Source organism: Streptomyces sp. NPDC012508 (assembly GCF_042902595.1).
Classification (GTDB): Bacteria; Actinomycetota; Actinomycetes; order Streptomycetales; family Streptomycetaceae; genus Streptomyces.
This window is the reverse complement of record NZ_JBIBEO010000005.1, coordinates 75,866-101,474: the sequence shown is the minus strand read 5'-3', so window position 1 is coordinate 101,474 and position 25,609 is coordinate 75,866. Positions and strand designations below refer to the sequence as shown.

General features: G+C 73.1%; 24 protein-coding genes and 1 tRNA gene. 10 read left to right on the top strand and 15 right to left on the bottom strand.

Annotation, left to right across the window (positions count from 1 at the left end; translation table 11 throughout):
- Window positions 1-290: 290 nt before the first annotated feature.
- On the top strand, window positions 291-563 hold the full coding sequence (locus ACFY8U_RS18010) for a hypothetical protein (RefSeq protein ID WP_389571103.1): 273 nt from the start codon (window positions 291-293) through the stop codon (window positions 561-563).
- Between the two features lie 14 nt (window positions 564-577).
- Here ACFY8U_RS18010 and ACFY8U_RS18005 read toward each other — a convergent pair whose 3' ends face one another.
- Both ACFY8U_RS18005 and ACFY8U_RS18000 read right to left on the bottom strand, forming a co-directional pair.
- Window positions 578-1,363 (bottom strand): RDD family protein, encoded by a 786-nt coding sequence (locus tag ACFY8U_RS18005; protein ID WP_389571100.1) that lies wholly within the window; start codon window positions 1,361-1,363, stop codon window positions 578-580.
- 86 nt (window positions 1,364-1,449) lie between these two features.
- Complete coding sequence (locus ACFY8U_RS18000) at window positions 1,450-3,036, bottom strand: RDD family protein (protein ID WP_389571097.1); 1,587 nt, start codon at window positions 3,034-3,036, stop codon at window positions 1,450-1,452.
- A 336-nt stretch (window positions 3,037-3,372) separates the two neighbouring features.
- Between ACFY8U_RS18000 and ACFY8U_RS17995 the strand changes: the two genes are divergently transcribed.
- Window positions 3,373-3,864: an SsgA family sporulation/cell division regulator gene (locus ACFY8U_RS17995; protein ID WP_389571095.1), complete on the top strand. Its 492-nt coding sequence runs from the start codon at window positions 3,373-3,375 to the stop codon at window positions 3,862-3,864.
- Window positions 3,865-3,881: 17 nt separating this feature from the next.
- Here ACFY8U_RS17995 and ACFY8U_RS17990 read toward each other — a convergent pair whose 3' ends face one another.
- Window positions 3,882-5,261 (bottom strand): FAD-linked oxidase C-terminal domain-containing protein, encoded by a 1,380-nt coding sequence (locus tag ACFY8U_RS17990; RefSeq protein ID WP_361760412.1) that lies wholly within the window; start codon window positions 5,259-5,261, stop codon window positions 3,882-3,884.
- A gap of 88 nt (window positions 5,262-5,349) precedes the next feature.
- On the opposite strand from ACFY8U_RS17990, the gene ACFY8U_RS17985 reads away from it, so the two are divergent.
- A complete protein-coding gene (locus tag ACFY8U_RS17985; RefSeq protein ID WP_389571092.1) occupies window positions 5,350-6,822 on the top strand; it encodes a tetratricopeptide repeat protein in 1,473 nt (490 codons plus the stop codon).
- A gap of 246 nt (window positions 6,823-7,068) precedes the next feature.
- Here the strand turns inward: ACFY8U_RS17985 and hppD are convergent, their stop codons facing one another.
- Window positions 7,069-8,214: a 4-hydroxyphenylpyruvate dioxygenase gene (gene hppD, locus ACFY8U_RS17980; protein WP_361603203.1), complete on the bottom strand. Its 1,146-nt coding sequence runs from the start codon at window positions 8,212-8,214 to the stop codon at window positions 7,069-7,071.
- Window positions 8,215-8,335: 121 nt separating this feature from the next.
- On the opposite strand from hppD, the gene ACFY8U_RS17975 reads away from it, so the two are divergent.
- The 4 genes from ACFY8U_RS17975 to ACFY8U_RS17960 all read left to right on the top strand — a co-directional run bounded on the left by ACFY8U_RS17975 (window position 8,336) and on the right by ACFY8U_RS17960 (window position 10,986).
- Complete coding sequence (locus ACFY8U_RS17975; protein ID WP_361439470.1) at window positions 8,336-8,812, top strand: Lrp/AsnC family transcriptional regulator; 477 nt, start codon at window positions 8,336-8,338, stop codon at window positions 8,810-8,812.
- Between the two features lie 85 nt (window positions 8,813-8,897).
- Window positions 8,898-9,479: an ArsR/SmtB family transcription factor gene (locus ACFY8U_RS17970; RefSeq protein ID WP_389571088.1), complete on the top strand. Its 582-nt coding sequence runs from the start codon at window positions 8,898-8,900 to the stop codon at window positions 9,477-9,479.
- Window positions 9,480-9,496: 17 nt separating this feature from the next.
- A complete protein-coding gene (locus ACFY8U_RS17965; protein WP_389571085.1) occupies window positions 9,497-9,682 on the top strand; it encodes a hypothetical protein in 186 nt (61 codons plus the stop codon).
- Window positions 9,679-10,986, top strand: coding sequence for an MFS transporter (locus tag ACFY8U_RS17960; protein ID WP_389571082.1), 1,308 nt, complete (start codon window positions 9,679-9,681; stop codon window positions 10,984-10,986). Before ACFY8U_RS17965 ends, ACFY8U_RS17960 begins: the two co-directional genes overlap by 4 nt.
- On the opposite strand, the gene ACFY8U_RS17955 is transcribed toward ACFY8U_RS17960, so the two are convergent.
- A complete protein-coding gene (locus ACFY8U_RS17955; protein ID WP_389571080.1) occupies window positions 10,919-11,713 on the bottom strand; it encodes a S16 family serine protease in 795 nt (264 codons plus the stop codon). The two genes, ACFY8U_RS17960 and ACFY8U_RS17955, sit on opposite strands and share 68 nt — an antisense overlap.
- Before the next feature lie 9 nt (window positions 11,714-11,722).
- Window positions 11,723-12,913, bottom strand: coding sequence for an alpha/beta hydrolase family protein (locus ACFY8U_RS17950; RefSeq protein ID WP_389571077.1), 1,191 nt, complete (start codon window positions 12,911-12,913; stop codon window positions 11,723-11,725).
- Between the two features lie 91 nt (window positions 12,914-13,004).
- Between ACFY8U_RS17950 and ACFY8U_RS17945 the strand changes: the two genes are divergently transcribed.
- Complete coding sequence (locus ACFY8U_RS17945; protein WP_389571074.1) at window positions 13,005-14,057, top strand: winged helix-turn-helix domain-containing protein; 1,053 nt, start codon at window positions 13,005-13,007, stop codon at window positions 14,055-14,057.
- A gap of 33 nt (window positions 14,058-14,090) precedes the next feature.
- Here ACFY8U_RS17945 and ACFY8U_RS17940 read toward each other — a convergent pair whose 3' ends face one another.
- The 5 genes from ACFY8U_RS17940 to ACFY8U_RS17920 form a co-directional block, all read right to left on the bottom strand.
- On the bottom strand, window positions 14,091-14,732 hold the full coding sequence (locus tag ACFY8U_RS17940; protein WP_260229619.1) for an IclR family transcriptional regulator: 642 nt from the start codon (window positions 14,730-14,732) through the stop codon (window positions 14,091-14,093).
- A 542-nt stretch (window positions 14,733-15,274) separates the two neighbouring features.
- Window positions 15,275-17,065, bottom strand: a complete 1,791-nt coding sequence (locus ACFY8U_RS17935; RefSeq protein ID WP_389571071.1) for a DEAD/DEAH box helicase — start codon at window positions 17,063-17,065, stop codon at window positions 15,275-15,277.
- Between the two features lie 108 nt (window positions 17,066-17,173).
- Complete coding sequence (locus tag ACFY8U_RS17930) at window positions 17,174-17,554, bottom strand: type II toxin-antitoxin system death-on-curing family toxin (protein ID WP_389571070.1); 381 nt, start codon at window positions 17,552-17,554, stop codon at window positions 17,174-17,176.
- Window positions 17,551-17,751, bottom strand: a complete 201-nt coding sequence (locus ACFY8U_RS17925) for a hypothetical protein (protein WP_389571067.1) — start codon at window positions 17,749-17,751, stop codon at window positions 17,551-17,553. The genes ACFY8U_RS17930 and ACFY8U_RS17925 overlap by 4 nt, the downstream gene beginning before the upstream one ends.
- A 4-nt stretch (window positions 17,752-17,755) precedes the next feature.
- Window positions 17,756-19,252 (bottom strand): MFS transporter, encoded by a 1,497-nt coding sequence (locus ACFY8U_RS17920; protein WP_389571065.1) that lies wholly within the window; start codon window positions 19,250-19,252, stop codon window positions 17,756-17,758.
- A 268-nt stretch (window positions 19,253-19,520) separates the two neighbouring features.
- Between ACFY8U_RS17920 and ACFY8U_RS17915 the strand changes: the two genes are divergently transcribed.
- A tRNA-Cys gene (locus ACFY8U_RS17915) sits at window positions 19,521-19,595 on the top strand.
- Between the two features lie 98 nt (window positions 19,596-19,693).
- Here the strand turns inward: ACFY8U_RS17915 and ACFY8U_RS17910 are convergent.
- The gene (locus ACFY8U_RS17910; RefSeq protein WP_389571063.1) at window positions 19,694-20,257 is read right to left on the bottom strand and encodes a dihydrofolate reductase family protein; all 564 of its coding nucleotides are present in this window, start codon (window positions 20,255-20,257) and stop codon (window positions 19,694-19,696) included.
- A gap of 155 nt (window positions 20,258-20,412) precedes the next feature.
- On the opposite strand from ACFY8U_RS17910, the gene ACFY8U_RS17905 reads away from it, so the two are divergent.
- Entirely contained in the window at window positions 20,413-20,808 is a 396-nt protein-coding gene (locus tag ACFY8U_RS17905) for a hypothetical protein (RefSeq protein ID WP_389571060.1), read from the top strand.
- A 37-nt stretch (window positions 20,809-20,845) separates the two neighbouring features.
- Here the strand turns inward: ACFY8U_RS17905 and ACFY8U_RS17900 are convergent, their stop codons facing one another.
- The 3 genes from ACFY8U_RS17900 to ACFY8U_RS17890 are packed head-to-tail and all read right to left on the bottom strand — an operon-like array spanning window position 20,846 to window position 25,406.
- Complete coding sequence (locus tag ACFY8U_RS17900; RefSeq protein WP_389571058.1) at window positions 20,846-23,170, bottom strand: xanthine dehydrogenase family protein molybdopterin-binding subunit; 2,325 nt, start codon at window positions 23,168-23,170, stop codon at window positions 20,846-20,848.
- Complete coding sequence (locus ACFY8U_RS17895; protein WP_389571056.1) at window positions 23,167-24,534, bottom strand: 2Fe-2S iron-sulfur cluster-binding protein; 1,368 nt, start codon at window positions 24,532-24,534, stop codon at window positions 23,167-23,169. Before ACFY8U_RS17895 ends, ACFY8U_RS17900 begins: the two co-directional genes overlap by 4 nt.
- Window positions 24,531-25,406 carry an FAD binding domain-containing protein gene (locus tag ACFY8U_RS17890; RefSeq protein WP_352187423.1) on the bottom strand — a complete coding sequence of 292 codons (876 nt, stop codon included), beginning with the start codon at window positions 25,404-25,406 and terminating at the stop codon, window positions 24,531-24,533. The genes ACFY8U_RS17895 and ACFY8U_RS17890 overlap by 4 nt, the downstream gene beginning before the upstream one ends.
- Window positions 25,407-25,609 lie beyond the last annotated feature (203 nt).

Here is a 25,609-nt window from a genome sequence, read left to right as displayed (position 1 = left end):
GACGACATTCGACCGGAGTTACGAGAGAAAAGACAGACCTTGACTTGAACAGACCAACTGCACTATGCAGGAGTCGATTTCCGTTATCCGAACGTCAACCGGGCGCACCGGAAGGGGTCGTCGAGAGGAACGGTGACTCCATGCGCCCCCCGTGCACCCACACCGTGGGTTAGGTCACGCTTACTACCCGTTTCGCTCGGGCATCCACCGTCGTAGAGTCGCTTGCCGGGAATCCCCGGCGCCAGCCAGGGGGGAGCGACCCGCCGATGCTTCGAGGGACGGTACCCGTCATGCCGCGTCCGAACGCCGCACAGCTCGCCTACGGTTCGGCCACCGTCGTCTTCTCGACCGTCGCCCTGCTGCTGCTGTCCCGTACGACGACCCCGCTCGGGATCGCCGTCATCAGCGCCGCCGGGCTCCTTCTCGGGCTGCTGGTCGCGGTGACGATGCCCGCGCCCCGCAAGGCCGCCCCGGCACCCGTGCAGCCCCTCCCCCGGACGGACGAGATCCGGGTACCGGCCGTCCGCGTGGGTGCGGGGGCCGATACCCGGATCGGTACGTGACGCCGGCGTCGTAGCTACTGCGGGACCGACACCACCACCGTCTTGGCAGCCTTGTCGTGCAGGCCCTGCTTGTAGGGCTTGTCGACCAGGATCAGGATGAGCAGCAGCAGCGGCCACAGGCAGGCGCAACAGATCAGCGCGGGCAGCCACAGCACGACGGCGCGGATCAGCGAGGCGTTCATCGGCGGTGTGGAGCCGTCGTTGAGCATCGCGACGCGCAGCTTCATCCACTTCTTGCCGAAAGTCTGGCCGCCCTTCGCCACCATCAGGGTGTCGTAGCCGACGTACGCCACGATGGTGATGAGCTGGAAGACGAGACCAGTACCCGTGCTGGTCGCCGTGATGGTGTCACCGAAGTCGTCCCCGTCGGTCGCCCGGTCGTAGACGTTGAACGGGATGCCGATGACGGCGAGCGGGATGGCGACGATCAGCCAGTCGATGATCCGGGCGAGGATGCGCTTGCCCGAGTCGGCGAGCGGCGGCATCCCTGCCAGCGGATCCGCGCCCCCGTAGCCTCCTCCGCCTCCGTAGGGCTGGGAGCCGTACGGCGGGGGCGGGGGCGGCATGTTGTCGTACGGCGAACCGGGCGGCGGGCCGCCGGGAGGCGGACCCCCCGGAGGCGGGCCCTCGGGAGGAGGGCCGCCAGGAGGAGGGCCGCCCGGCGGCGGTTCTTCGGGGGGTGGCGGCTGACTCCCGCTCCCGTACGGAGAGCCCGCCGACGGCGGCGTGGGCTCCTGCGGCTTCTTGAGGAACGGGTCGTCCTCGGGCGGCTGGCCGGGCGTCGGCTGGTCGTTGCTCATGGGGGCAGTGCATCCCGCGTGGCAGGGCCCCGCAAGGAATCGCCGACCGTTCGGGGGACCGCCGTACGGGTCCCCGCGGGCGGCGGCTAGCCGGCCACGAAGGTGTGGGCCGCCTTGTCGTGCCAGCACTGGCGCCAGGGGCGGTCGAAGAGGCACCACAGCACGTTCAGGACACCGAGGACGAGGAGCCCGAGGACGCTGTAGACCAGCCAGCGGCGCAGGGCCGCGCCGAACGTCGGCGGCTCGTGCGCCTCGATGTCCCGCACCTGGAGACCGCAGAGCTTCTTGCCGAGGGTGCGGCCCCACTTGGCCGTGGGCAGCGCCTCGTACAGCACGCCGAGGACGAGGAGGGCGGCGAGCGCGATCCCGAAGTTGAGGGAGGTGGTGCCGTCCAGGAGCCAGACCTGGACGGTGGTGCCGGTCTGCTTGGCCGCCTCGATCTTGGCGTCGATGTGGTCGAGCGCCTGGGTCACGAACGGGAAGGACGCCCCGCCGACGAGCGCGCCGAGGACGAGGGTGTCGATGAGCCGGGCGACGAGACGCTTGCCGAGACCGGCGGGGCGGGCGGCGGCCTGGGCGCGGGCGGCCTGGAGGAACGGGTCCTCGACGGGCGGCTTCCAGGGGAGGACCGGCTGCTCCTGCTCGGCCTGCGGGGCGTGCCGGGCCTGCTGGGACTGCTGGGACTGCGGGTGAGCCTGGTGGGCCGCCGGGGCCGCGGCGGCCGAGGGCTGCGCGAGCTGGTGGACCTGCTGGGGCCAGGAGGGGGCGCCGCCGCCGGGACCGGAGGTGACGGGGGCGGGGGCGGGCTGGGCGGCCTGGGAGGCGGCAGGGGTCTGCGCCTGTGCCTGGGGCTGGCCGGGGACGTGCGGGAGGGGCGCGCGGGAGGCCTGGGCGGGCTGTGCGCCGCCGCTCTGCGGGGTCCTGAGGGCCTGGGGACCCTGCGGCCCGAGCGCGTCACGCGTGCCCTGCGGGGTCTCTGCGGCCTGAGAGCTCTGGGGGCTCCGCGCGCTCTGGGCGTTCTGCGTGGGGGCGGGCGTGCCCTGCGGAGGGAGGGCGCGGATCGTCATCGTGCCCTCCGGCACGGGAGCCTGCGCCTCCGCCTTCGCCTGTCGTACGCCGGGCAGCGCACCGCCCGTCGGGTCGGCGGCCGACGCCGGGGTCACCGGCATCCCGCCCAACCGGGCCTGCGGACCGGCCGGCTTGGGCTCGGGGTCCGTGGTGCGGGCGGCGGCCACACGGGGGTCCTGCGGCACGGCCGGACCGGCGCTCGCGGCGGGCTCGGCCTCCGGCGAGCCCCAGGAGACCTTCCGGTCCCGGTCGCCGCCGAAGCCGGTCTGCCGCGACACGTCCGCCTGCCACGCCGAGGCCGGCTCGGGCGCGGTCTCGGCGGCGGGCTCCTCGTCGAAGAAGACGGGTCCCGTCTCCTCCACGGCGGGCACGGGTGCCTGCGAGGAGGCCGCGGGCGCGGGCGAGGGGTTCGGAGCCAGGGCCGGACCCGGGGGCATCGCCGAGACCGGGGCGGCCGGCGGGAGTTCACCCTCACGGGGGGCCGGCCGGCTCGTCCCGGGCACCCAGGCTCCCCCGTTCCAGTACCGGATGTATCCGGGAATGGAGGGGTCCGGGTAGTACCCGGCCTGCGGTACCTCCCCGCCGGCTCCAGGAGGAGTAGCCACTGCCCCGACTCCGTTCCGTGACGACGCTTCAACGACCTCGGGCCCCTAGGCCCAAGGAGGACAGTAACGAAGAACCACGCCACAAGAAGAAAGAGGCCGCGAGAAACCCGCCTTCGAGCGACATACCCACAGAACCCGCCACTGACCGTCACGCTCAGGCCGACGGTCCGCCCGTCGAAGACCCCGCAGGAGCCACTCGGAGCTCGCTGGAAGCCCCGCGGGCCCCGGAAGAATCTCCCGAAGAAAATTCTCCGAAGTCGCGTAATGGCGGACCGCCCTCGCGCTCTCTCCCCGTGCGGGCCCGCCCGGGGCCCCGTACCGGAGAGGACGTCAGCCATGCAGAACACCGAGAACACCGTCGTCGAGCGCGAGCTGGAGCTGAAGCTGGTGCTCTCCCCCGAGCGCTCCATCCCCGTCCCGGCGCGGCTCGCCTACCGCACCGACGACCCGTACGCCGTGCACATCACGTTCCACGTGGGCTCGGAGTACCCCGTCAACTGGACGTTCGCCCGCGAACTGCTCGTCGAGGGTGTCTTCCGGCCCTGCGGCCACGGCGATGTCCGGATCTGGCCCACGAAGGTCGACGGACGCGACATCGTCCTGATGGCGCTCTCGTCCCCCGACGGCGACGCGCTGCTCGAAGCACCCTCCGCGCAGGTGTCCGCATGGCTGGAGCGGACCCTGCGCGCCGTCCCGCCGGGCACCGAGTCCGAGCAGCTCGGCATCGACGACGGCCTCGCCGAGCTGCTGGCCACCACCTCGGTCGCCGACGACCTCTGGCTGCACGACCCGTGGCCCTCGGACGAGTCGCAGGACGGTGAGGTGTGAACGGGGAGGCGACGAGGTCAGAACAGCTTTCCGGGGTTCAGGATCCCGAGCGGGTCGAAGGTCCGCTTGATGCCCCGCTGCATCTCCACCCCCACCGGCCCCAACTCCCGTGCCAGCCACTCCTTCTTCAGGGTGCCCACGCCGTGCTCGCCGGTGATCGTGCCGCCCAGCTCCAGACCGAGCGCCATGATCTCGTCGAAGGACTCCCGCGCCCGCCGCGACTCGTCCTCGTCCGCCTGGTCGAAGCAGACGACGGGGTGGGTGTTGCCGTCGCCCGCGTGCGCGCAGACGCCGATGGTCAGGTCGTACTTCTCGGCGATGGCGGCCGTGCCGTCGAGCATCGCGGCCAGCTTCGTGCGCGGCACGCAGACGTCGTCGATCATCGTCGCGGACTTGATCGTCTCCAGGGCCGTCAGGGAGAGCCGCCGGGCCTGGAGGAGGAGTTCGGACTCGGCCGCGTCCTCCGCCGGTACGACCTCGGTGGCCCCGGCCGCCGCGCACAGCTCGCCGACGGCCGCCAGATCGGCCGCGGGGTCCGGGGTGTCGAACGCACACAGGAGCAGCGCCTCGGTGGTGTTGGGCAGCCCCATGTTCGCCAGCTTGTTGACGGCGCGGATGGTGGTGCCGTCCATCAGCTCCAGCAGAGACGGCGTATGCCCGCGCTCCATGATCGCGCAGACGGCCTCGCAGGCGGCCGCCGAAGAGGGGAACTCGGCGGCCAGCGCGAGCTGCTGCGGCGGCTGCGGGCGGAGCGCGAGGGTCGCGCCGACGATGATGCCGAGACTGCCCTCCGAGCCGACGAAGAGCCGGGTCAGGTCATATCCGGCGACGCCCTTGGCGGTGCGCCGGCCGGTGGAGAGCAGCCGCCCGTCGGCGAGGACGACGTCCAGGCCGAGGACGTACTCCGCCGTCACCCCGTACTTCACACAGCACAGACCGCCGGACGCGGTGCCGATGTTGCCGCCGATGGTGCACATCTCCCAGCTGGAGGGGTCCGGCGGGTAGTACAGACCGTGCTCGTTGACGGCGCGGGACAGCACGGCGTTGACCACGCCGGGTTCCACGACGGCGATCCGGTCGACCGGGTTGATCTCCAGGATCCGGTCCATCTTGACCAGGGACAGCACGATGCAGCCCTCGGAGGCGTTGGCGGCGCCGGACAGACCGGTGCGGGCGCCCTGCGGGACGACCGGGACGCGCAGTGCGGTCGCGGTGCGCATCACGTGCTGGACCTGCTCGACGGTGCGCGGGAGCACGACGGCCGCGGGGGTACCGGCCGGGCAGAAGCTCGCCATGTCGTTCGCGTAGGAGGCGCTGACGTCGGGGTCGGTGATCAGCGCCTCGGCGGGAAGGCCCGCGCGCAGCTCGTGGTGGAGCCGCGTCAGAAGATCGTCCATGCGTCCAGCCTGGCACCCGGGGCCATCGGTGTGAACCCGCCGGAGTGGGCGCTTCGTGTGCTCTTCGTACAGGCGCACAGTGAGCGGCATGAAGACGGAGAACGTGTCGAGGGCGGTCCTGGCCGCGGGGGTGGGTGCGGTGCTCGCGGCGACGGCGCTGCTGTACGCCCCCGATCTCGCACCCGGTCTGTTCGGCGACGGGAAACCGGCGGCCCCCGGCCCCGCGGAGCGCGCGGTGCTCGCGGCGAACGCGGGGGCGCAGGCCTCGCTGACCGACCTGGGAGCGCTGATCGGCGACCGTGAGAAGTGGCTGAGGAAGCATCCGGAGGACGAGGAGTCCTGGGCCGTGCTCGGGGCGGCGTACACCGAGCGGGGTACGCGGCTCGGCGACGCCAGGTACTACCCGCGGGCCGAGCGTGCCCTGAAGCGCTCGCTGGAGGTACGGCCGGCCGCGCGCGGGAACCTGGACGCGCAGCTGGGGCTCGGCGCCCTGGCCAACGCGCGGGGCGACTGGAGGACGGCGCGGACCTGGGGCGAGGCGGTCCGCGAGAAGTCCCCCAAGCGCTGGCCGGTGTACCCGGTGCTGATCGACGCGTACAACGGGCTCGGCGACTACAAGGCCGCCCAGCAGGCCCTGGCCTCGCTGGAGAAGCTGCACTCGGGCGCGGCGGTGAGCACGCGGGTGGCGCAGGGGTACCGCAACCGGGGCTGGCGCGAGGACGCGGCGGCCGCGGCGCACGACGCGGTGTTGCGGGCGGAGACCGGCGCGGAGAAGGCGGCGGCGTACGCGCGGCTCGGGGATCTGGCGTGGGAGCGGGGCGAGCCGCAGGAGGCGGTGACGCAGTACGGGTCGGCGTTGCGTCTCGTACGGGATCACGGTCCGTCGCTGGCGGGGCGGGCGCGGGCGCTCGCGGCGCTGGACCGTACGGACGAGGCGATGCTCGACTACCAGGCGGCGCTCGCGCGGCTGCCTCGGCCGGAGTACGTCCTGGAGGCGGGCGAGCTCTACGAGTCGCTGGGCCTGGACGGTGAGGCGCACGCGCAGTACGAGCTGCTGCGGTCGAGGTCCTGGGTCGGCGGGGAGGTCGTCCTCGGTCTCTTCGAGGCGGACCACGGCGACCCGGCGGCGGTGCGGCTGTTGAAGGCCGAATGGGCGCGCGGGCACCGGTCGGTGCAGGTGGCGGACGCGCTGGGATGGGCGCTCTTCCGGGCCGGGGAGCCGAAGGAGGCGCTGGAGTACGCGAAGAGGGCGACGGACGAGGGGCTGCGCAGCGCGCTCTTCTCGTACCACCGGGGCGAGATCGAGCGGGCCGTGGGGAAGTACGGGCCGGCCCGCCGCCATCTGGCGGAGGCGCTGCGGATCAACCCGGACTTCTCGCCGCTGCTCGCCCCGAAGGCCCGGCAGTCGGTGCGGGAGCTGGGCGACCCGCCGGACGAACTCCCGGAGGAACTGCGACCGGCGGCGCCGAAGTCGCCGGAAGCGCCGAAGTCGCCGGAAGCACCGGAAGCGCCTGCGGCTGCTGCGGCCTCGAACCCGGCCGAAGAACCGCAATCCAGATAGCCCGTACCCACCGGGGTCGTGGACAACGGACCCCCACCGCCGCAGCGGGACGAATGCCGACACGGGCCCGCTGCGGCGCCACCGCGCCAGCCGGACCACACGGACCCGCGCCGGGCGCGCGTCGGCGCCAACCCCGCGGGCGCCGTGGCGTGCCCGGCGCCGGCCGGCCCCGGGCGTCGCCGGGGAGCTTTCTCGCGGTGACGGGCCCGGGGCAGACACCCGCCCGGGCCCGTCGGTCTTCGCGGACTACAGGTTGCCGCGCTTCTCCTGCTCGCGCTCGATCGCCTCGAACAGGGCCTTGAAGTTGCCCTTGCCGAAGCCCATGGAGCCGTGCCGCTCGATCATCTCGAAGAAGACGGTCGGACGGTCCTGGACCGGCTTGGTGAAGATCTGCAGCAGGTAGCCGTCCTCGTCGCGGTCGACGAGGATCTTCAGCTCGCGCAGGGTCTCGACGGGCACGCGGGTCTCGCCGGCCCACTCGCCGAGCGTGTCGTAGTACGAGTCGGGGGTGTCGAGGAACTGGACACCGGCCGCGCGCATGGAGCGGACCGTCGCGACGATGTCGTTGGTGGCCAGCGCGATGTGCTGGACGCCCGCGCCGCCGTAGAACTCCAGGTACTCGTCGATCTGCGACTTCTTCTTCGCGATCGCCGGCTCGTTGATCGGGAACTTCACCTTGAGGGTGCCGTCCGCGACGACCTTCGACATCAGGGCCGAGTACTCGGTCGCGATGTCGTCGCCCACGAACTCCTTCATGTTCGTGAAGCCCATGACCTTGTTGTAGAAGCCGACCCAGTCGTTCATCTTGCCGAGCTCGACGTTGCCGACGCAGTGGTCGATGGCCTGGAAGGTGCGCTTGGCCGGCGGCTCGACGATCGGGTTCGCGGAGACGAAGCCAGGCAGGTAGGGGCCGTCGTAGCCGGAGCGCTCGACGAGGGTGTGGCGGGTCTGGCCGTACGTCGCGATGGCGGCGAGGACGACGGTGCCGTTCTCGTCCTTCACCTCGTACGGCTCGGTGATGCCGGTCGCGCCGTGCTCGACGGCGTAGGCGTACGCGGCGCGCGCGTCGGGCACCTCGATCGCCAGGTCGACGACGCCGTCACCGTGCTCGGCGACGTGCTCGGCGAGGAAGCGGCCCCAGTCCGTGGAGGCCTTGATGACGGAGGTGAACACGAAGCGGGCGGCGCCGTTCGTCAGGACGTAGCTGGCGGTCTCGCGGCTGCCGTTCTCCGGTCCGGAGTAGGCGACGAGCTTCATGCCGAAGGCCGTGGAGTAGTAGTGCGCGGCCTGCTTGGCGTTGCCGACGGCGAAGACGACCGCGTCCATGCCCTTCACGGGGAAGGGATCGGCCTGCCGCGCCGTGGAAGGGGTGTGATCGATGGTCTCAGTCATAGCGGCAGAGTCCCGCCGATTGGCAAGCTGCGCAATAGTTCGCCGGGCGGCTGGGCAATGTGTACAGCCGCGGGTCAGTATGGCCGGAAGACTTGTACAGGATGACCATGAGGAGGCCGCTGTGGCGATCGATCATCTGGACGGCCGGCTGATCGTGCTGCTCGCGCGAGAGCCGCGGATCGGAGTGCTCGAGGCCTCGCGCCGGCTGGGCGTGGCGCGCGGCACGGTGCAGGCGCGCCTGGACCGCCTTCAGGCGAACGGGGTGATCCGCGGCTTCGGCCCGCAGGTCGACCCGGCGGCGCTCGGCTACCCGGTGACCGCCTTCGCGACGCTCGAGATCAAGCAGGGGCAGGGGCCGGACGTACGGGAGCATCTGGCGACCGTGCCCGAGGTGCTGGAACTGCACACGACGACGGGCCACGGCGACATGCTCTGCCGGCTGGTGGCCCGCTCCAACGCCGACCTCCAGCGGGTGATCGACCGGGTCGTCGGCTTCGAGGGGATCGTGCGGGCGTCCACGGCGATCGTGATGGAGAACCCCGTACCGCTCCGGGTCATCCCGCTGGTGGAACAGGCGGCGGAGGACGGCCCCGCGTAGCCCCCCACGGCACCGTCCCGAGTTCCAAAGAAGTAGTTGCAAAGAACTGCTTGCAAGCATTCCTTTGCAACTCTATGCTCGTGCCATGCCCGAGCCCGAGAAGCCCCAGAGCCGCACACTCGACCCGCGCTCACTCCGCGGGCTCGCCCACCCGCTCCGGATCCAGCTGCTGCGCGCCCTGCGCCACCACGGCCCCGCCACCGCCTCCCAACTGGGCGAGCGGCTCGGCGAGTCCAGCGGGGCGACCAGCTACCACCTCCGCCAGCTCGCCGCGCACGGCTTCGTCGAGGACGACCCGACGCGGGGCAAGGGCCGGGAGCGGTGGTGGAAGGCGTCCCAGCAGGGCACGAGCTTCGACGAGTCGCTGTACCGGAACGAGGACCCCGAGGTGCAGGGCGCGGTGGAGGTCTATCTCCACGAGATCGCGACCATCCACACCCAGGAGCTGAACACCTACCTCGGAAACCGGCACCAATGGGACGAGAGCTGGCTCGGCGCCTCCGACATGAGCGACTTCAGCCTGCGCGTACCGCCCGAGCGGCTGCGCGAACTCAACGCCAAGATCCATGAGTTGATCAACTCCTACAGCGAAGAAGCCGACCCCGACGCACCGGGCGCCGCCCGCGTACGGATGCACCTGCACGCGTTCCCCCAGTACGAGAACTGAGAAGGGATCACGAAGCCATGCACCCCGACATCCACCTCCAGCTCCACCATCTCGACGCGGCCGAACTCCGCCGTGCCGCCGCCGACTCCCTCCCCCGCACCCCGGTCCGCTTCCGACTGGGCTGGGCACTGGTCGCGTTGGGCCTGCGCCTCGCCGTTCCGGCCGCGCCCGCCACCGCCCGACGGGTCACACTGGCCGTATGAGCACCCCGGGGGGACGTGCTCCACTGGCCACCGTCCTGGCCGCCAACGCCATCTCCATCACCGGCAACGCGCTCACCCTCATCGGCGTCCCGTGGTTCGCGCTCGACACCACGGGCAGCCCCGGCAAGGCGGGCCTGGTCGCGTTCTGCGCGGCCCTGCCCGTCGTCGTCTCCGCGATCGTCGGCGGCCCGGTCATCGACCGGATCGGGCGCCGCCGGATCAGCGTCGCCTCCGACCTCGTCTGCGCCCTCGCGATGGCCGCGATCCCGCTCCTGCACCGCGCGGGCGTGCTGGAGTTCTGGATGCTGTGCGCGCTGATGGCCGTGACCGGCCTCTTCCACGCGCCCGGCGAGACCGCCCGCTCCGTCCTCGTCCCCGACCTCGCCCGCCTCGCGGGGACTCCCCTGTCCCGCGCCGCGAGCCTCTTCGACGCCGTCTCGCGCGGCGCCCGGATGGCCGGAGCCGCCCTCGCCGGCGTCCTGATCGCCGTACTCGGCGCGGACACCGTGCTGCTGCTCGACTCCGCCACCTTCGGGCTCTCCGCCCTGCTGATCCTCATCGGCCTGCGGGGCGTGCCGGCCGCCGCGCCCCTGCCCGACCCGGCACCCTTCTCGCTGTCCGGCTACCGGGCCGAGCTGCGCGAGGGGTACACCTTCGTGCTCCGCTCCCGGCTGCTGCTCGGTGTCGTCGTGATGGTGATGGCCACCAACGGCCTCAGCCAGGGCTGGAGTTCGGTCCTGCTGCCGGTCCACGCCCGGGAGAATCTCGGCGGCTCGGCGGCCCTCGGCCTGCTCGTCGCCGTCTTCGGCGGCGCGGCACTGCTCGGAGCGCTGCTCTACGGGACGTTCGGCCACCGCTTCCCGCGCCGGGCCGCCCTCACGGCCGGCTTCGTGCTCTGCGGCGCGCCGCCGTACGCGGTGGCCGCCTTCACCGACACCACGGCGCCGCTGCTCGTCACCATGGCGGTGGGAGGGCTGGGGGCCGGCGTACTCAACCCGATCCTGACGACGGTGCTGTACGAGATCATCCCGGACCGGCTGCGCAGCCGGGTCTCCGGCGTGACCACGGCCGGGGTGCTTCTGGCCACCCCGCTCGGCGGTCTCGCCGCCGGCCTGCTCGTCGAGCGGACCGGCCTGGTGACCGCGCTGCTCGCGCTCGGCGGGGTCTACCTCCTGGCCACGCTCGCCCCGGTGGTCTTCCCCGCCTGGCGCGAGATGGACCCCGCCCCGAAGGACCTCAGCAGCTCGGAACCTTCGCGTCCTGCCCCTGCTCCAGCGCCCGGAGCGACGCCACGGCGTCGGTGAGCGTCTCGACGGGGATCAGCCGCATCCCCTTCGGCAGCTCGGCCTGCGCGTCGGAGCACTCCGCCTCCGGTACGAGGAAGACGCTCGCCCCGTCCCGCGCGGCGGCCTGGGTCTTGAGCGACACCCCGCCGACGGCGCCGACCGTGCCGTCCGGCTCGATCGTGCCCGTACCGGCGACGGTCCTGCCGCCGGTGAGGTCGCCGTCGGCGCCGTCACCGGCGAGCTTGTCGACGATCCCGAGGGAGAACAGGAACCCGGCGCTCGGCCCGCCGACGTCGGCGAGGTGGAGCGTGACCTCGACGTCCTTCGGGTCGAGCTTCAGATAGTCGAGAGCGGCCAGGGTGGCGGCGTCCTGCGACTCCTTCATCTGCCCGAGGTTGTGCTTCTCCACCTCATCGTCCGACTTGCCCGGCGGGTAGACGGAGTCGCGCGGCAGCACGGCCTGGTCGGTACGGAACCAGGCGTCGGCGATGTCGGCGAAGTCGTTGTCGACGCTCGGCCCGGTGGCCACGATCGTCGTCATCAGCAGCTTGCCCTCGGTGTCCCGGACGGGCGCCCCGCTGATCGTGATCACCTGACGCCCGTCGACGGCCCCGAGCACATCGGCCGTCGAACCGGGCGAGGCGATCGCGTACGGCAGCGGCGCGAGCCCGACGGCGGCGAAGAGCGCGGCGACGGGCAGGGCGCAGAGGGCGAGCGCACGGTTACGCGTGAGACTGGTGAGCACGCACCCAATCTACTGGGCGCCCACCGGCACCCGACGGCCGAAGAACCCCCGCACCTGGTGACGCACGGCACGCACGGCAGCCCCCGGCCCGATCGCACCGACCAGCCGGACCCGGTCGGCGGCGGTCATCAGCCCGGCGCACCGGAGCTGGGGCACGAGGGCCGCGTAGTCGGTGAACACCTGGTGCGCGGCGTCGTCGAGCTGCCGTCGCCGGGTGCGGCCCCCGGGGTGGGCGAGCATCGCGCCCCAGGAGCGGTCGATCCGGGCGTCACGGAAACCGTCGGTGCCGAGCAGGAGCAACGGCCGGTCGACGCCGTTCCGGGCCACCGGGAAGAGCGCGCCGTCGACCTGGTCCAGATACCCCTCCAGGTTCACGGCGGCGGCGATCCGCCGGTCGTCGTACAGAGCCTGAGCGGCGGCGGTGCCGCCGGCGGAATGCCCGTAGACCCCGACCCGCCCGAGGTCGAGCGCGCGACCGAGGGGGCCTTCCAGGGCTTCGAGGCGGTCGAGGACGAGACGGAGGTCGGCGAGCCGGGTGTCGATCATCGTGCGGAACTGCTCGGCGTCGGGCGGGCGGAAGAAGACGGTCGGGCGCACCAGGTCGCGGCCCGGCCGCTCGGTGGGGAACTCCACCTGACTCGCGTCCCCCGGGTGGTCGACGGTGACGACGACCCAGCCGTGACTCGCCAGCTCCTCGGCGAGGTACGTGCCCATGGTGCGGGCCTCGCCGCCCCCGGGGCTGTAGAGCAGTACGGGCCAGTGGCCGGGGAGGACGGGCGCGCCGGTGTGGGAGTGCGTGAGGGTGGCAGCCCAGTCGACGCCGGCCGCGGGCAGCCCGTGGATCTCGGGTGCGAGGAAGGTGAAGAGCCCGGCCGCGCCGGGGGTGAGCTGCGGTGCGCGTGGATATCCGCGGACGGTACGGGCGGGGTGGAGGACGGTGACCATGACCTCGCGTACGCCGATCGCGGGCACCCAGGGGTCGTTGCGGGAGGGGTCCACGAGGTGAAGGACGGTGGCGCCGATCCGGTACGGGCCGGTGGGCGCGGGCAGTCGCAGGGCACTGGAGGCGGGAGCGGCGGAGGCGGGAGCGGCGGAGGCGGGAGCCGCGGAGGCGCGGGCGGCCGCCCTCGGCGTGAGGGCGAGCGCGGCGGCGAGGCCCGCTGTGGTGACGGTCCGTCGGGTCATGTGGGCAGATGTCATGGGCACAGGCTGGCGTCGGGGCGTTGCTCCGGACGATGGTTGAGGCTGTGATCGAAAGGCTTGCGCGGCGAGCGGAACGGGGGCGGTTTCGATGCGGGTCCGATTCACGGCGGAGGACATCGCCCGGGTACGGTTCGCCGCCCGGCCCGCCCCGCTGGCGGAGCTGAACGCGGCCTTCATGATGCTGCTCGTCGGCGGCGGCGAGCTGCTCCACGGACGCTGGCGCCGACGGGTGCTGGGGTCCCTGCCGGACGCCGTGGCACCGCTCGCGGACCTCGTCCCGGCGGGCGATCCCCCGCGCTTCCTCGACGTGCTCGGCGAGACGCCCGCGGAGGGCCTGGACCTGGTGGAGGCGGCCCCGGCGGGGCTGGTGCGGTCGGAGCTGGAGCGGATCTACGCCGGGCGGCGGGCCCCGCGGTGGATCCGCGAGCTCCACGCGGGCGAGAAGGGCGCGAGGCGCGTGCTGCGCCGCGCCCAGCAGGCGGCGTTCGAGACGGTCGCGGCACCGGTGTGGCCGCTGGTGCAGGACCTGCACCGTGCGGAGTTCACCCGCCACGCCCTGACGGTCGCCGAACACGGCATCGGCGCGGCCCTGCAGGCCCTGGTCCCCGGCACACGGCTGCGGGACGGCGTCTGGGAGTGGGCGGCGCCCGACTCGGCGGCGGCCGAGCGGGAGATCCGGCCGGCCGGGCGCGGTCTCGTCCTGCTGCCGACCTTCCACTGGACCGGCCGGCCGCTCGTCCAGGACCTGCCGGACCGACCGGTGGTCGTGACGTACGCGGCGGGCCCGGGCCTGCCGCTCACCCCGGACCTGGCACCCGGTACGGAAGAGTCCCTGGCGGCGGTCCTGGGCCGGACCCGCCTCGACCTCCTCCGCGCCCTGACCACTCCGCACACGACGACATCCCTGGCCCGCCGTCTGGGCATCAGCAACGCGACGGCCTCGTCCCACGCGTCGGCGCTGCGCGGGGCGGGGCTGGTCACGACGACGAGGGCGGGCAGAGCGGTGGAACACCGGAGGACGGCGTTGGGCGACCTGCTTCTCGGCCCCGTTGTGGGCGTACGTCCCACCCCCGAACTCCGTCCGGGGGTGGCCCCGGGGGCGGGGCAGGCGGGCACAACGCCCGGAGTCCGGCGCCTTTGACGGGGGCGTGCCGCCCCAGGCCGGCCGGGCGTCCTAGCGCAAGGCGTCGGCGACCTCCCGCGCCGCGTCGACCACCCTCGGCCCCACCCGTTCCGGGACCGCGTCCGCGAGCATCACGACGCCCACGCTGCCCTCGATGCCCGTGATGCCGACCAGCGGGGCCGCCGCGCCGCTCGCGCCCGCCTCCAGCTCGCCGTGGGTCAGCGTGAACCCGGGCTCGATCAGGCTGCCCTGCCGGGCCGCGAGGATGGCGCGGCCGGCCGCGCCCCGGTCCAGCGGGTGCCGGAACCCGGCCCGGTAGGCCACGTGGTAGTCGGTCCAGGTCGGTTCGACGACGGCGACCGCCAGCGCCTCCGCCCCGTCCACGAGGGTGAGGTGGGCGGTCGCGCCTATGTCCTCGGCGAGGGAGCGCAGCGCGGGCAGCGCCGCTTCCCGTACGAGCGGATGGACCTGGCGGCCCAGCCGCAGCACGCCGAGTCCCACCCGGGCGCGACCGCCCAGGTCCCGGCGTACGAGCGCGTGCTGTTCGAGTGTGGCGAGCAGACGGTAGACGACGGTCCTGTTGACCCCGAGTCGGTTGGACAACTCGGTGACGGTCAGGCCGTGGTCGGTGTCGGCGAGCAGTTTGAGGACCCTGAGGCCCCGGTCGAGCGTCTGGGAGGTTTCCGCGGTCACGACGCCCTCTCCTTCGGAGTGAGTGACGGCGGACCTTCAAACGAGAGCAGCGGCGCCGGTCCCGCGGCGACGCACGTCAGAGGCCGCCGGCAGGCCATGCGCACCGGCTGCGCTCCGCGGCGGCGCTGCCACGGGGCGTTTGCATTGCGGGGACAGTAGCGAGCCACTCCGCTCAGCGGAAGACCTCGTCCAGAATCCGGGCGCGTGCGGCTGGATCCAGTCGGTCCGAGACGGAAGTCGGCCGGTCACAGCGGTTCGGCCGACGAGAGGGCGCGAGGCTGTCCGCTGAGCGGTGCGCGGACCGGCCCGCAGCGGTGCGCGGATCTGTCCGCTCAGCGGTGCGCGGCCCGTTCTGAGCGGTGCACGGGCCGTCCGCTCACCGGTGCAGGGACCCTCCGCTCACCGGTGCAGGGACCCTCCGCTCACCGGGGCAAGGCCCTCCCCTCACCGGTGTACGGACCCATCCGCTCACGGTCCGTGGAGCCTCCCGCTCACGGGTGTACGGCCCCGCCAAGGGAATACGGACCCGCCCGCCTTCCCGCTCACCGCATCCGGGTGGCCCACTCCTGGACCTTCTTGATCCGCTCGCGGATCTGCCCTGCGGTCGCCTCCGCGCTCGGCGGACCGCCGCACACCCGCCGCAGCTCGGTGTGGACCACGCCATGGGGCTTGCCGCTCTGGTGGACGTACGCGCCGACCATCGTGTTGAGCTGCTTCCTCAACTCGAGCAGCTCCTTGTGCGAAACGACGGGCCGCCGCTCGGCAGGAAGCTCCAGCAGATCGGCCTCGGTGTCCGGCTTCTTGCGGCTGTGCGCGATCTGGCGCGCCTGCCGCTTCTGGAGGAGCAGCTGAACCTGGTCGGGCTCCAGGAGCCCGGGGATGCCGAGGTAGTCCTGCTCCTCCTCGCTGCCCGGGTGGGCCTGCATGCCGAACTCGGCGCCGTCGTAGAGCACACGGTCGAAGACGGCGTCGGACTCCAGCGCCTCGAAGGGCAGCATGTCCTGCTCGCCGGTGTCCTCGTCCTGCTGCTTCTCGGCCTCCGCCATCTCCTTCTCGGACTCGGCGTACGGGTCCTCCTCGCCGTCCTTCTTCGGCTTGTCGAGGACGTGGTCGCGCTCGACCTCCATCTCGTTGGCGAAGCCGAGGAGGTTGGGGATGGTGGGAAGGAACACGGAAGCGGTCTCGCCGCGCCTGCGCGAACGTACGAAACGTCCGACGGCCTGGGCGAAGAAGAGGGGGGTCGAGATGGTCGTCGCGTACACGCCGACCGCGAGGCGTGGGACGTCGACGCCCTCGGACACCATGCGGACGGCGACCATCCAGCGTTCGTTGTTCTCGCTGAACTCGTCGATCCGCTTGGAGGCGGCGGCTTCGTCGGAGAGGACGACCGTGGCCTTGGTGCCGGTGATCTCGCGGATGAGCTTGGCGTAGGCGCGGGCGGAGTCCTGGTCGGAGGCGATGACGAGCCCGCCGGCGTCGGGGATGCCCTTACGGACCTCGGTGAGGCGCTGGTCGGCGGCGCGCAGGACGTTCGGCATCCAGTCGCCGCGCGGGTCGAGGGCGGTGCGCCAGGCCTGGGAGACGGCGTCCTTGGTCATGGGCTCGCCGAGGCGGGCGGCGATCTCGTCGCCGGCCTTGGTGCGCCACCGCATGTTGCCGCTGTAGGAGAGGAAGATGACGGGCCGCACGACGCCGTCGCCGAGGGCGTTGCCGTAGCCGTAGGTGTAGTCGGCTGACGACCGGCGGATGCCGTCGTTCCCCTCCTCGTACGTGACGAAGGGGATGGGGTTGGTGTCGGACCGGAAGGGCGTACCGGTCAGGGCGAGGCGCCGGGTCGCCGGGTCGAACGCCTCCAGGCAGGCCTCGCCCCAGGACTTGGAGTCACCGGCGTGGTGGATCTCGTCGAGGATGACGAGGGTCTTGCGCTGCTCGCAGCGGTTGCGGTGGAGCATGGGGCGCACGCCGACACCGGCATAGGTGATGGCGACGCCGTGGTACTCCTTGCTGAGCGGCCCGGCGCTGTAGTCGGGGTCGAGCTTGATCCCTATCCGCGCGGCGGCCGCCGCCCACTGCTTCTTCAGGTGCTCGGTGGGGGCGACGACCGTGACCTGCTGCACGACGTGGTGGTGCAGCAGCCAGGACGCGAGGGTCAGCGCGAAGGTGGTCTTTCCGGCGCCGGGCGTCGCGACCGCGAGGAAGTCGCGGGGCTGCTCCTGGATGTACTTCTCCATGGCGCCCTGCTGCCAGGCTCGCAGCTTGTTCGCGGTGCCCCAGGGGGCCCGCCCGGGGAAGGCGGGAGAGAGATGGTGGGAGGAGGTGGCGGTGGTAGTCACGGTCTCCGGTTCGACGCTCGTCCAGATATGACAACCGGGCCACCTTACCGGTGCGGCCACGGCGACCCGGCCTGGGCGAGGCCGTGGCGGGGGCCCATGAGACGGTCCTCACAGCCCCCGCAAACGCTCCGCGACAGCCGAGATCTCCTCCACCTCACCGCCCGCCACATCGATGACCAGCGCATACGCCTGCTCCTGGTCCGCCCCGGCGAGATCGACTCCGTTGATCCCGAGGAAGACTGCGGCCGAGAGCCAGGCCGCGCGTTTGTTCCCGTCGACGAAGGGGTGGTTGGCGGCGACGGCGTGCAGCAGGGCGGCGGCCTGCTCGTAGACGTCGCCGTAGGCGCTCTGCCCGAACATCCGCGCCCGGGGCCGGTGCACGGCGGACTCCAGCAGCCCGGGCGCCCGGAGTTCGGGCGCGCCGTCGCCGCCGAAGGCGATCCCGGCGATCTCGGTCACCTCGGCGAGTGTGAGGAAGCGGCTGCTCATTCGCCGAGCCTCCGCAGCAGGGGCGCGTGACGTAGGGCCAGCCGCAGGGCGGTCCGCCGTACGAGGGCGGCCTCCGTGGACACGTGGCGGCGAAGGGCCTCGGCGGCGAGCTCCTCGACGCCGACGCCTCGGGCATCGGCCAGGTCGGCGAGATCGTCGTCGACGGGAAGGGTGACGGTGAGGGGCGGGCGGATCACGGGCTCAGGCGAGGGGTGTGCCCGCCGCCGGGGCGACCGACTTCTCGCGCCCCAGCCGCGTAGCGACCCACGCCCCCACCAGGGCCACCCCCGCCATCGGGAGGAACACCGCCGCGAAGGCCGCGGGGTGCGAGCTCGCGCCCTCGGCGGAGGCGGCTGCATGCCCCACCGCTCCCCCGCCGAGCGCCGCGAACGCCGCGCCGCCCACGGCCAGCAGCAGCACGTTCGACAGGCCGTCCGAGATCTGCAGCGCCGCCGAGTTCGCGCCCGCCTCCTCCGGAGCGGAGAGTTTCAGGAGCAGCACGCTCGTGGAGGCGATCACCATGCCCATGCCCAGGCACCCGTATCCCCACGCGACCGCCACCACCCACACCGGGACCGACTCGATCAGGACGGTCGGCGCCGTGCCGATCGCCGCCGCGACGAGCAGCATCCCGACCACGACGAGGCGTTCGCGGTACGGCTCCGTCCAGGGCCGCGACTGGATCCACGACCCGAGCGCCCACGTCGCCCCGCCGACCGCGAGCGACAGCCCCGCGAGCGTGGGGCTCATGCCCCGCTGGGTGACCAGCATGAGCGGTACGAAGGACTCGGCGGCGATGAAGGAACCCGCCGCGATCCCCCGCAGCAGCACCACGGACGGCAGCCCGCGCGCCGCCCGGTAGGTCCCGCGCGGCAGCAGCCCGAGCACGGCCGGCACGAGCAGGGCCGTGCCCGCCGCCGCGGGGAGGAGCGAGAGCCACCGCAGCTCCTGACCGGCGTACTGGAGCAGCCCCGCGCCGGCCGAGATGCCGAGCGCGAGCCGGATCCGCCGCCGGTTGTACGGCGGGAGGGGCGCGGCCGGGTCGGCGGGACCGGAGGCGGTGCGGCGGATGGCGGGGAGGGCGAGCGCGAGGGGGAAGACGACGAGAGCGGGGATCCCCACGAAGACCCAGCGCCAGCCCAGGTGCTCGGTGATCGTCCCGGAGGCGAGCGGTCCGACGACGGACGGGATGACCCAGCTCGCCGCGAAGGCGGCCATGATCGCGGGGCGTAGCTGCTCCGAGTACGCGCGGCTGACGATGACGTACAGCGCGACGATCACCAGCCCTCCGCCGAGCCCCTGGACGGCCCGCCCGACGATGAAGAGCCACATCGTGCCGGCGGTCCCGGAGAGCAGCAGCCCGGCGGCGAAGGCGCTGATGCCGACGGTGAGCGGGGCGAGGGGCCCGTTGCGGTCGGACCACTGCCCGGAGAGGACCATGGCGAAGAGGCTGGTGGTGAAGTAGGCGGAGAAGGCGAAGGCGTAGAGCGGGATCCCGTTGAGCTCGCGCGCCGCGACCGGCATGGCCGTCCCGACGGCGGTCGCCTCGAAGGCGATGAGCAGCACGACGGAGACGATGCCGATACTGAGCGCCCGGTGTTCGCGGTCGAGCACGGAACCGCCGCCCGGGGAGGGGACGGCGGTTGCGGTGGTCGACGCGACGCCGGAGTCGGCGTCGCGGGGTTCGAGGGCGCTCATGCACCCAGCGTAAGGGGCGTAACGCGGAATGGACCCTGTCCGGAGGAGGGTCCGGCCTGGTCCCTTGGTCGTACGACCGCCCGACGGCCGACGAGCCGCCGGGCTGCCCGACCGCCGGACCGCCCGACGGGCCGCCCGACCGGCCGACGGGGCCGGCGGACCGCCCGACGGGGCGCCCGTGAACGCGGTATGGCAGTCGTGTTGCGGCGCCCGGGAATCCCTTGAGCCCCACCGGCGCCCGCCCTAGGTTCGTACACGTGCTCAACACGGCCGTGTGCCCGAGTGGTTCAGGGGCTCGCCTGCAAAGCGAGTTACGCGGGTTCAATTCCCGCCACGGCCTCCATCATCACCATCCGCCGACCTGTGGTTCAGCGAGAGCCACAGGCGTTAGGCGGCCTGCGGCTCCCCGGTCCGCGCCTCCGGGCCGGGCGGACGCGCCGGCTAACGCGCGACGCGGTAGCGGAGGTAGACGACTCGCGAGCTGAAGGTACGGGTGTCGACGAGTTCGAGATCCACCCGGCGCTCGTGCCGGGGAAAGAACGGGATGCCTCCGCCGACCAACACCGGGTAGACCATGGCCTGGTACTCGTCGATCAGACCGGACGCAGCCGCCTCGGCGGCGAGAGTCGCGCCGCCGATCGCGATGTCGCCCTCCCCCGGCTCGGCCCGCAACCGCTCGATCTCCTCCGCCACGCTGCCGGAAGCCAGGCGGGCATGGCCCTGCACCGTCGACAAAGTGGTGGAGAACACCACCTTGGGGAGCGGATTCCAGAGCGAGATCCACTCGCGCATCGCGTCGTCGAGCGACGGATCCTGGTCGGCGGTCTCCCAGTAGAGCATCGTCTCGTACAGCCGCCGCCCCAGCAGGTGGACGCCGACCCCCCGAATCTCATCGATCCAGAAGCGGAAGACGTCGTCGCCGGGTTCCGTCCAGTCGAAGTCGCCGTCCGGCCCGACGATGTAGCCGTCGAGTGAGACGCCCATCGAATAGGTCACTCTGCGCATCAGGGGTCCTCCTGGGACGGTCACCGGGTCACCGGGTCATGACCACTGCCCCGTGACCCCGTACCTGTAGCTGCTCGGTCCGGCATCCCGTTCGGTGCCGTGCGGTGCGTCCACACGATCTTCACAACCCGTCGGGGGTGTGCCAGAGTCCGCCCATGACTGACATCGGTGCGAGACGCAGGCTGGGCGCGCTCGTCGGGGCCGTCGCCTCCGGCGCGGTGCTGCCGGGCATCACCCTGGGCGAGGACACCGCGGACGCGATGCTCTCCGCGGTCCTGGCCGGCCTGGTGATCGCCGTTCTCACCCAGCTGATCTACATCGGCCCCTCGGAGCCCGTCCCCGCCCTCCCTCTGCTGGCCTTCGCGGCGGCAGGCTTCATCCAGGACGCCCTGATCTGGTGGCTGCTGTCCTGGCTGGGCAGCGAGAGCGGCATGATCGGCGTGGACGGCCTCGGCACGATCCTCCTCGCGGCCCTGATCACCCGCACGTCGATCCTGATCCTGTCCCTGCTCGGCGGCCGACGCCGGACGGAGGGCCCGGTCACGGACTGACCGCGGGCCCCGCCGCCCCCGGATGGGGAGCGAGGGGCTACGTCGTGACCGCGCCCACCGCCGCCTGGGGGCGGATCGGGAGGCGGTTGACCGGGCGGCCCGTCGCCGCGCGGACCGCCGAGGCCACCGCCGCCGGGGAGGTGACCACCGGGACCGCGCTCGCCGCCTTCGCGCCGAACGGGGCCACCACGTCGCGTTCCTCGACGAGCTTCACGATGCGGACGTCCGGGGCGTCCAGGGCCGTCGGGAGCGCGTAGCCCGTCAGGTCCGGGTGGCGGAGCAGGCCGCGGGCCGTGCGGAGGTTCTCCGTGAGGGCCGCTCCGACGCCCTGGGTGACGCCCGCCTCGATACGGGTGGCCAGCTGCGCCGGGTTGAGGACGCGGCCGACGTCCTGGGCGACGGCCATCTCCACCACGCGGACCGAGCCCAGCTCGATGTCGACGTCCACGACCGCGCGGATCGCGCAGAAGGCGAGGCCCACGAAGGCGTCGCCCTGGCCCGAGTCGTCCAGGGGCTCGGTCGGGTGGGGGCGGCACTGGGCGGTCGCCCAGAGCTCCTTGCCGTCCATCGCCTCCGTGACCGTGGTCGACAGGACGCCGTCGTACGACGTGATCTTGCCGTCCGTGATCTGGAGCAGCTCCGTCGACATGCCGAACTTGTGCGCCAGGGGCTGTAGCAGCTGCGTACGGACCATCTTCGCCGCGCGCTCCACCGCCCCGCCCGACACCCACGTGTGACGGCCGTGCGTCGCCGGGCCCGCCGGCGGCTGGTCCGTGTCGACCGAGGCGACGTGGACCTCCTCCAGGCCCAGCGTCTCCTGGACGATCTGGCGCGCCAGCGTCGAGAAGCCCGAACCCGTGTCCACGGCAGAGCAGATGACCGTGGCCACGCCGTCCTGGACCTTCACCGTCGCCGTCGAGACCTCGTCCGCGCCCTCCGCGCCGAGCATGTGCACCATGCCGAGCGCGTAGCCGACGCCCCGGCGCACCGCGCCCGGTTCGCCCGCGCCCTCCGGGCCGCCCGGCAGCAGCCAGTCCTCCTCCGGAGTGTCCATCGGGAGGGAGGGGAGGGGGAAGTCACGGACTGCCGTCAGGAGTTCCGCCACCGGGGCCGGGCAGGTCACCGTCTGGCCCGTCGGGAGGATGTCCCCGGTGGCCAGGACGTTGCGCAGCCGTACGTCGACCGGGTCCACGCCCAGCTTCGCCGCCAGCTTGTCCATCTGTGCCTCGTACGCCGCGCACACCTGCATCGCGCCCTCGCCCCGCACATGGCCGGAGGGCGGGTTGTTCGTACGGACCGCCCAGCCCTCGATGAAGGCGTGCGGGACGACGTACGGGCCGCAGGCGAAGGCCACGGCGGCGGCGAGCGACTCCGAGGACGCGTCGGCGTAGGCGCCCGCGTCCAGCAGGATCTGCGCCTCCACCTTCACCAACCGGCCCTCCGCGTCCGCGTGGTGGCGGTAGCGCAGCAGCGTCGGGTGACGGTGGGCGTGGCCGAGGAAGGACTCCTCGCGCGTGGCGGTGAGCTTGACCGGGCAGCCGGTGCGGAGCGCCAGCAGGCCCAGCGGGATCTGGAAGCCCGGGTCGTCACGGTCGCCCGTCGCCCCCGGGACGCCGGTCACGACCACCTTGACCTGGTCCGGCGCGAGCCCGAAGCAGGCCGCCGCCAGGTCCCGGTCGGTGTGCGGGTCGGTGGAGGCCGTGTAGATCTCGACCCCGCCGTCGGGGCGCGGCACGGCGAGGCCGGCCTCCGCTCCGATGGGGGCCGGGTCCTGGCGGCCGATCCGGTACAGGCCCTCGACCACGACCTCGCCCGCCGCCTCCGCGTCGCCGAACCGCAGCGGGATGTGGCGGATGAGGTTGCCGTCCGGGTGCAGCGGTTCCGCCGCGAAGGCCTTCTCCGGGTCCGTGACCGGCTCCAGGACCTCGTACTCGACGGCGATCGCCGCCGCCGCGAGCCGGGCCGTGTCCGGATGGTCCGCGGCCACGGCCGCGATCGCCTCGCCGTGGTGACGGACCAGGTCGGACGCGAAGACGGGACGGTCGGCGACGGTCCTGCCGTACGTCGCGTCCCCGGGCAGGTCGGCGTGGGTCACCACGGCCCGGACGCCGGGCATGTCGGCGGCCGCCGTCGTGTCGATCGAGACGATCCGGGCGTGCGGGTGCGGCGAGCGCAGGATCCCCGCCCACAGCAGGCCTTCGGCCCACAGGTCGGAGGCGTACGGGAAGGTGCCCTCGGTCTTGGCGCGGGCGTCGGCCGACGGGAGGGAGGTGCCCAGGCCGTGGGCCATGGGCTCCTGCTCGACGTCGAGCGCCGTCGCGGGCGCCGCGGGTGTGGTGGCGGTGGTCGCGTCGCTGCTCACGCCGTGCCTCCGTCGTGCGGGTGCGGAATCTGGTGCGGGATGCGTGCTTCGTCGGCCGTGGCGGCCGCCTGGGCGTCGCGCTCGGCGACGACCTCCCGTACGGCGTCGAGCACGCCCCGGTAGCCCGAGCACCGGCAGAGGTTGCCGCAGAGCGCCTGGCGGGTCTCCAGCTCGGTCGGAGCGTGGTTCCCCTCCAGCAGGTCGTGCACGGTCATGGCCATGCCCGGTACGCAGAAGCCGCACTGGACGGCCCCGCAGCGGGCGAGGGCGCGCTGGACGTCGGACGGTTCGCCGTCGGTCGCCAGGCCCTCGACCGTACGCACCTCGCTGCCGGCGGCCGTCGCCGCGGGCACCAGGCAGGAGGCGACGAGCCGGCCGTCGACCTGGACGTTGCACGCGCCGCACTCGCCCTGCGAGCAGCCGTCCTTGGCGCCGGCCAGGCCGAGCCGCTCGCGCAGGACGTAGAGCAGCGACTCGCCGATCCAGGACTCCGTCACGGGACGGTCGGCGCCGTTCACACGCAGGACGTACGAGATGTGCGGGTGCTCGTCGCTGTCCGCGCTGTTGCCCGTGGAGACGACCGGGACGTCGGCGACGGGAGAGGCCTCGGGCATCTCCTGGGCCTCGGGGGCACCATGAGCCTCGGGGGCACCGTGAGCCTCAGGGTCACCGTGAGCCCCAGAGCCACTGTGAGCCTCAGGAGCACCATGAGCCCCAGGGGCCTCCAGGCCGCCCGAGAGCGCCTCGAGCTCCTCGGGAGCGGCCGGGCCGGCCTTGTCCGCCTCCGCGGCCTCCGCGGCCTCGGCGGCGGGCTCCTGGACCGCCCAGGGCGCCGGAGCGCCCCCCGGCAGGGTCGCCGGCGCGCTGCTCGCGTACTGCGCCAGCATCGACGTGGTGTACTCGCCGGATTCGTCCGACGTGTCCGAACCGTCCGTCACCACAGGGATCGTCCACTGCCCGGTCGAGGACGCGTCCGGCGTCTCGGCCGCCCCGGCGAAGTTCCACTGGCCGGTCGCGTGCGGATCGGGCTCCGCGGTGTGCTCCGTGAAGGCCCACTGCCCCGTCGCGTGCGGGTCCACGGGCTGCTCCGGCGCCTCCGGAGCCGTCGTCTCCGCGGCCGTCGGCACCTGCACGACCCACTGGCCCGTCGCCGCCGGGTCCGTCCCCGCGGCCGGGGTGAGCGGCGTCAGCGGCACGATCATCGGCGGGACGTAGCCGTGGCCCGGCGCCTCCAGCGGGACGCCGTCCAGCATGAACTCGGGCGGCAGCTGCACGAACGCCGTGGCGTCGTTGTCGTACCCCTCGCTCTGCGGGATCGGCTCCCAGCCGCCCCCGCTCGCGTTCCCGTTCGGTTCGTCGCTCACGACAGCGCCCTCCCCAGTGCCCGTCGAGCCAGCGCGGCGACCGTGCGCCGCAGGTGCAGTACGGCCGGTGGCAGCTGCTCGTCGCCCGGCGGGTCCGGGATACAGGCGGCCGCCACGTACTCGCCGAACGCCGTCAGCGCCTCCGGGGCGAGCCCCCGGTCGCCGTCCCAGTCGACCAGCGAGGCGATCCAGTGCTCCGCCTCCAGCGGCCGCAGCGGCATCGGCGCGATCGCGCCGACCGCGCAGCGCACGCCGCGCCTCGCCGGGTCGAGGACGACCGCGACGGACGCGGTGGCGCGCGCCGGGCCGGTGCGACCGGTCGCCTTGAGGAAGACCTGCGGGGCGTGCAGGAGGGGTACGCGGACGAACGCGACCAGCTCGCCGGGGGCCAGCAGGTCGCGGCCCGCCAGCAGATGGGAGACGGGGATCTCGCGCGTGCCGAGCGGGCCCATGACGACGAGGTCGGCCTCCAGGGCCGCCAGGACGGGCAGGGAGTCGCCCGTGGGGGCCGCGGTGACCACGTTGCCGCCGAGCGTGCCCGCGTTACGGATCTGGGGCGGCCCGGCGGCGCGCGCGGCGGCGGCGAGGGCGGGGATGAGGGCCGCGAAGTCGGGGCGCCCCATCCGGGCGTGGGTGAGACCGGCGCCGAGGAGGGCGTGGCCGTCCTGGTACTGCCAGCCGCGGATCTCGTTGATGCGGCCGAGGCCGACCAGGCCGGCGGGCCTGAGCTGGCCCTTGTTGACGGCGGCCATGAGGTCCGTGCCGCCCGCGACCGGTACGGCGGCGGGCATGGCGGTGAGTGCCGCCACGGCCTCGTCGAGCGAGGCGGGCAGCGTCACGGACTGCGCCGTCTGTGGTGCGTGCGTGGTCAACCCGCTGCCCCTTCCCGGTGTCCCCGGCGGTCCCCGACTCGTCCCCGGCTGTCGCGCCTGTGTGGCCGTACCGTACGTGCTCACAGCCCGGACGTGGCAACTCTGGCACATCTTCCGAGCCGTCCGACGCGAGGGTCCGCGAAGGACGGTTCCGTCCAGGAAGCCGTACCGCCGACGGTAACTTCCGTTTTGCCGCTCTTGGG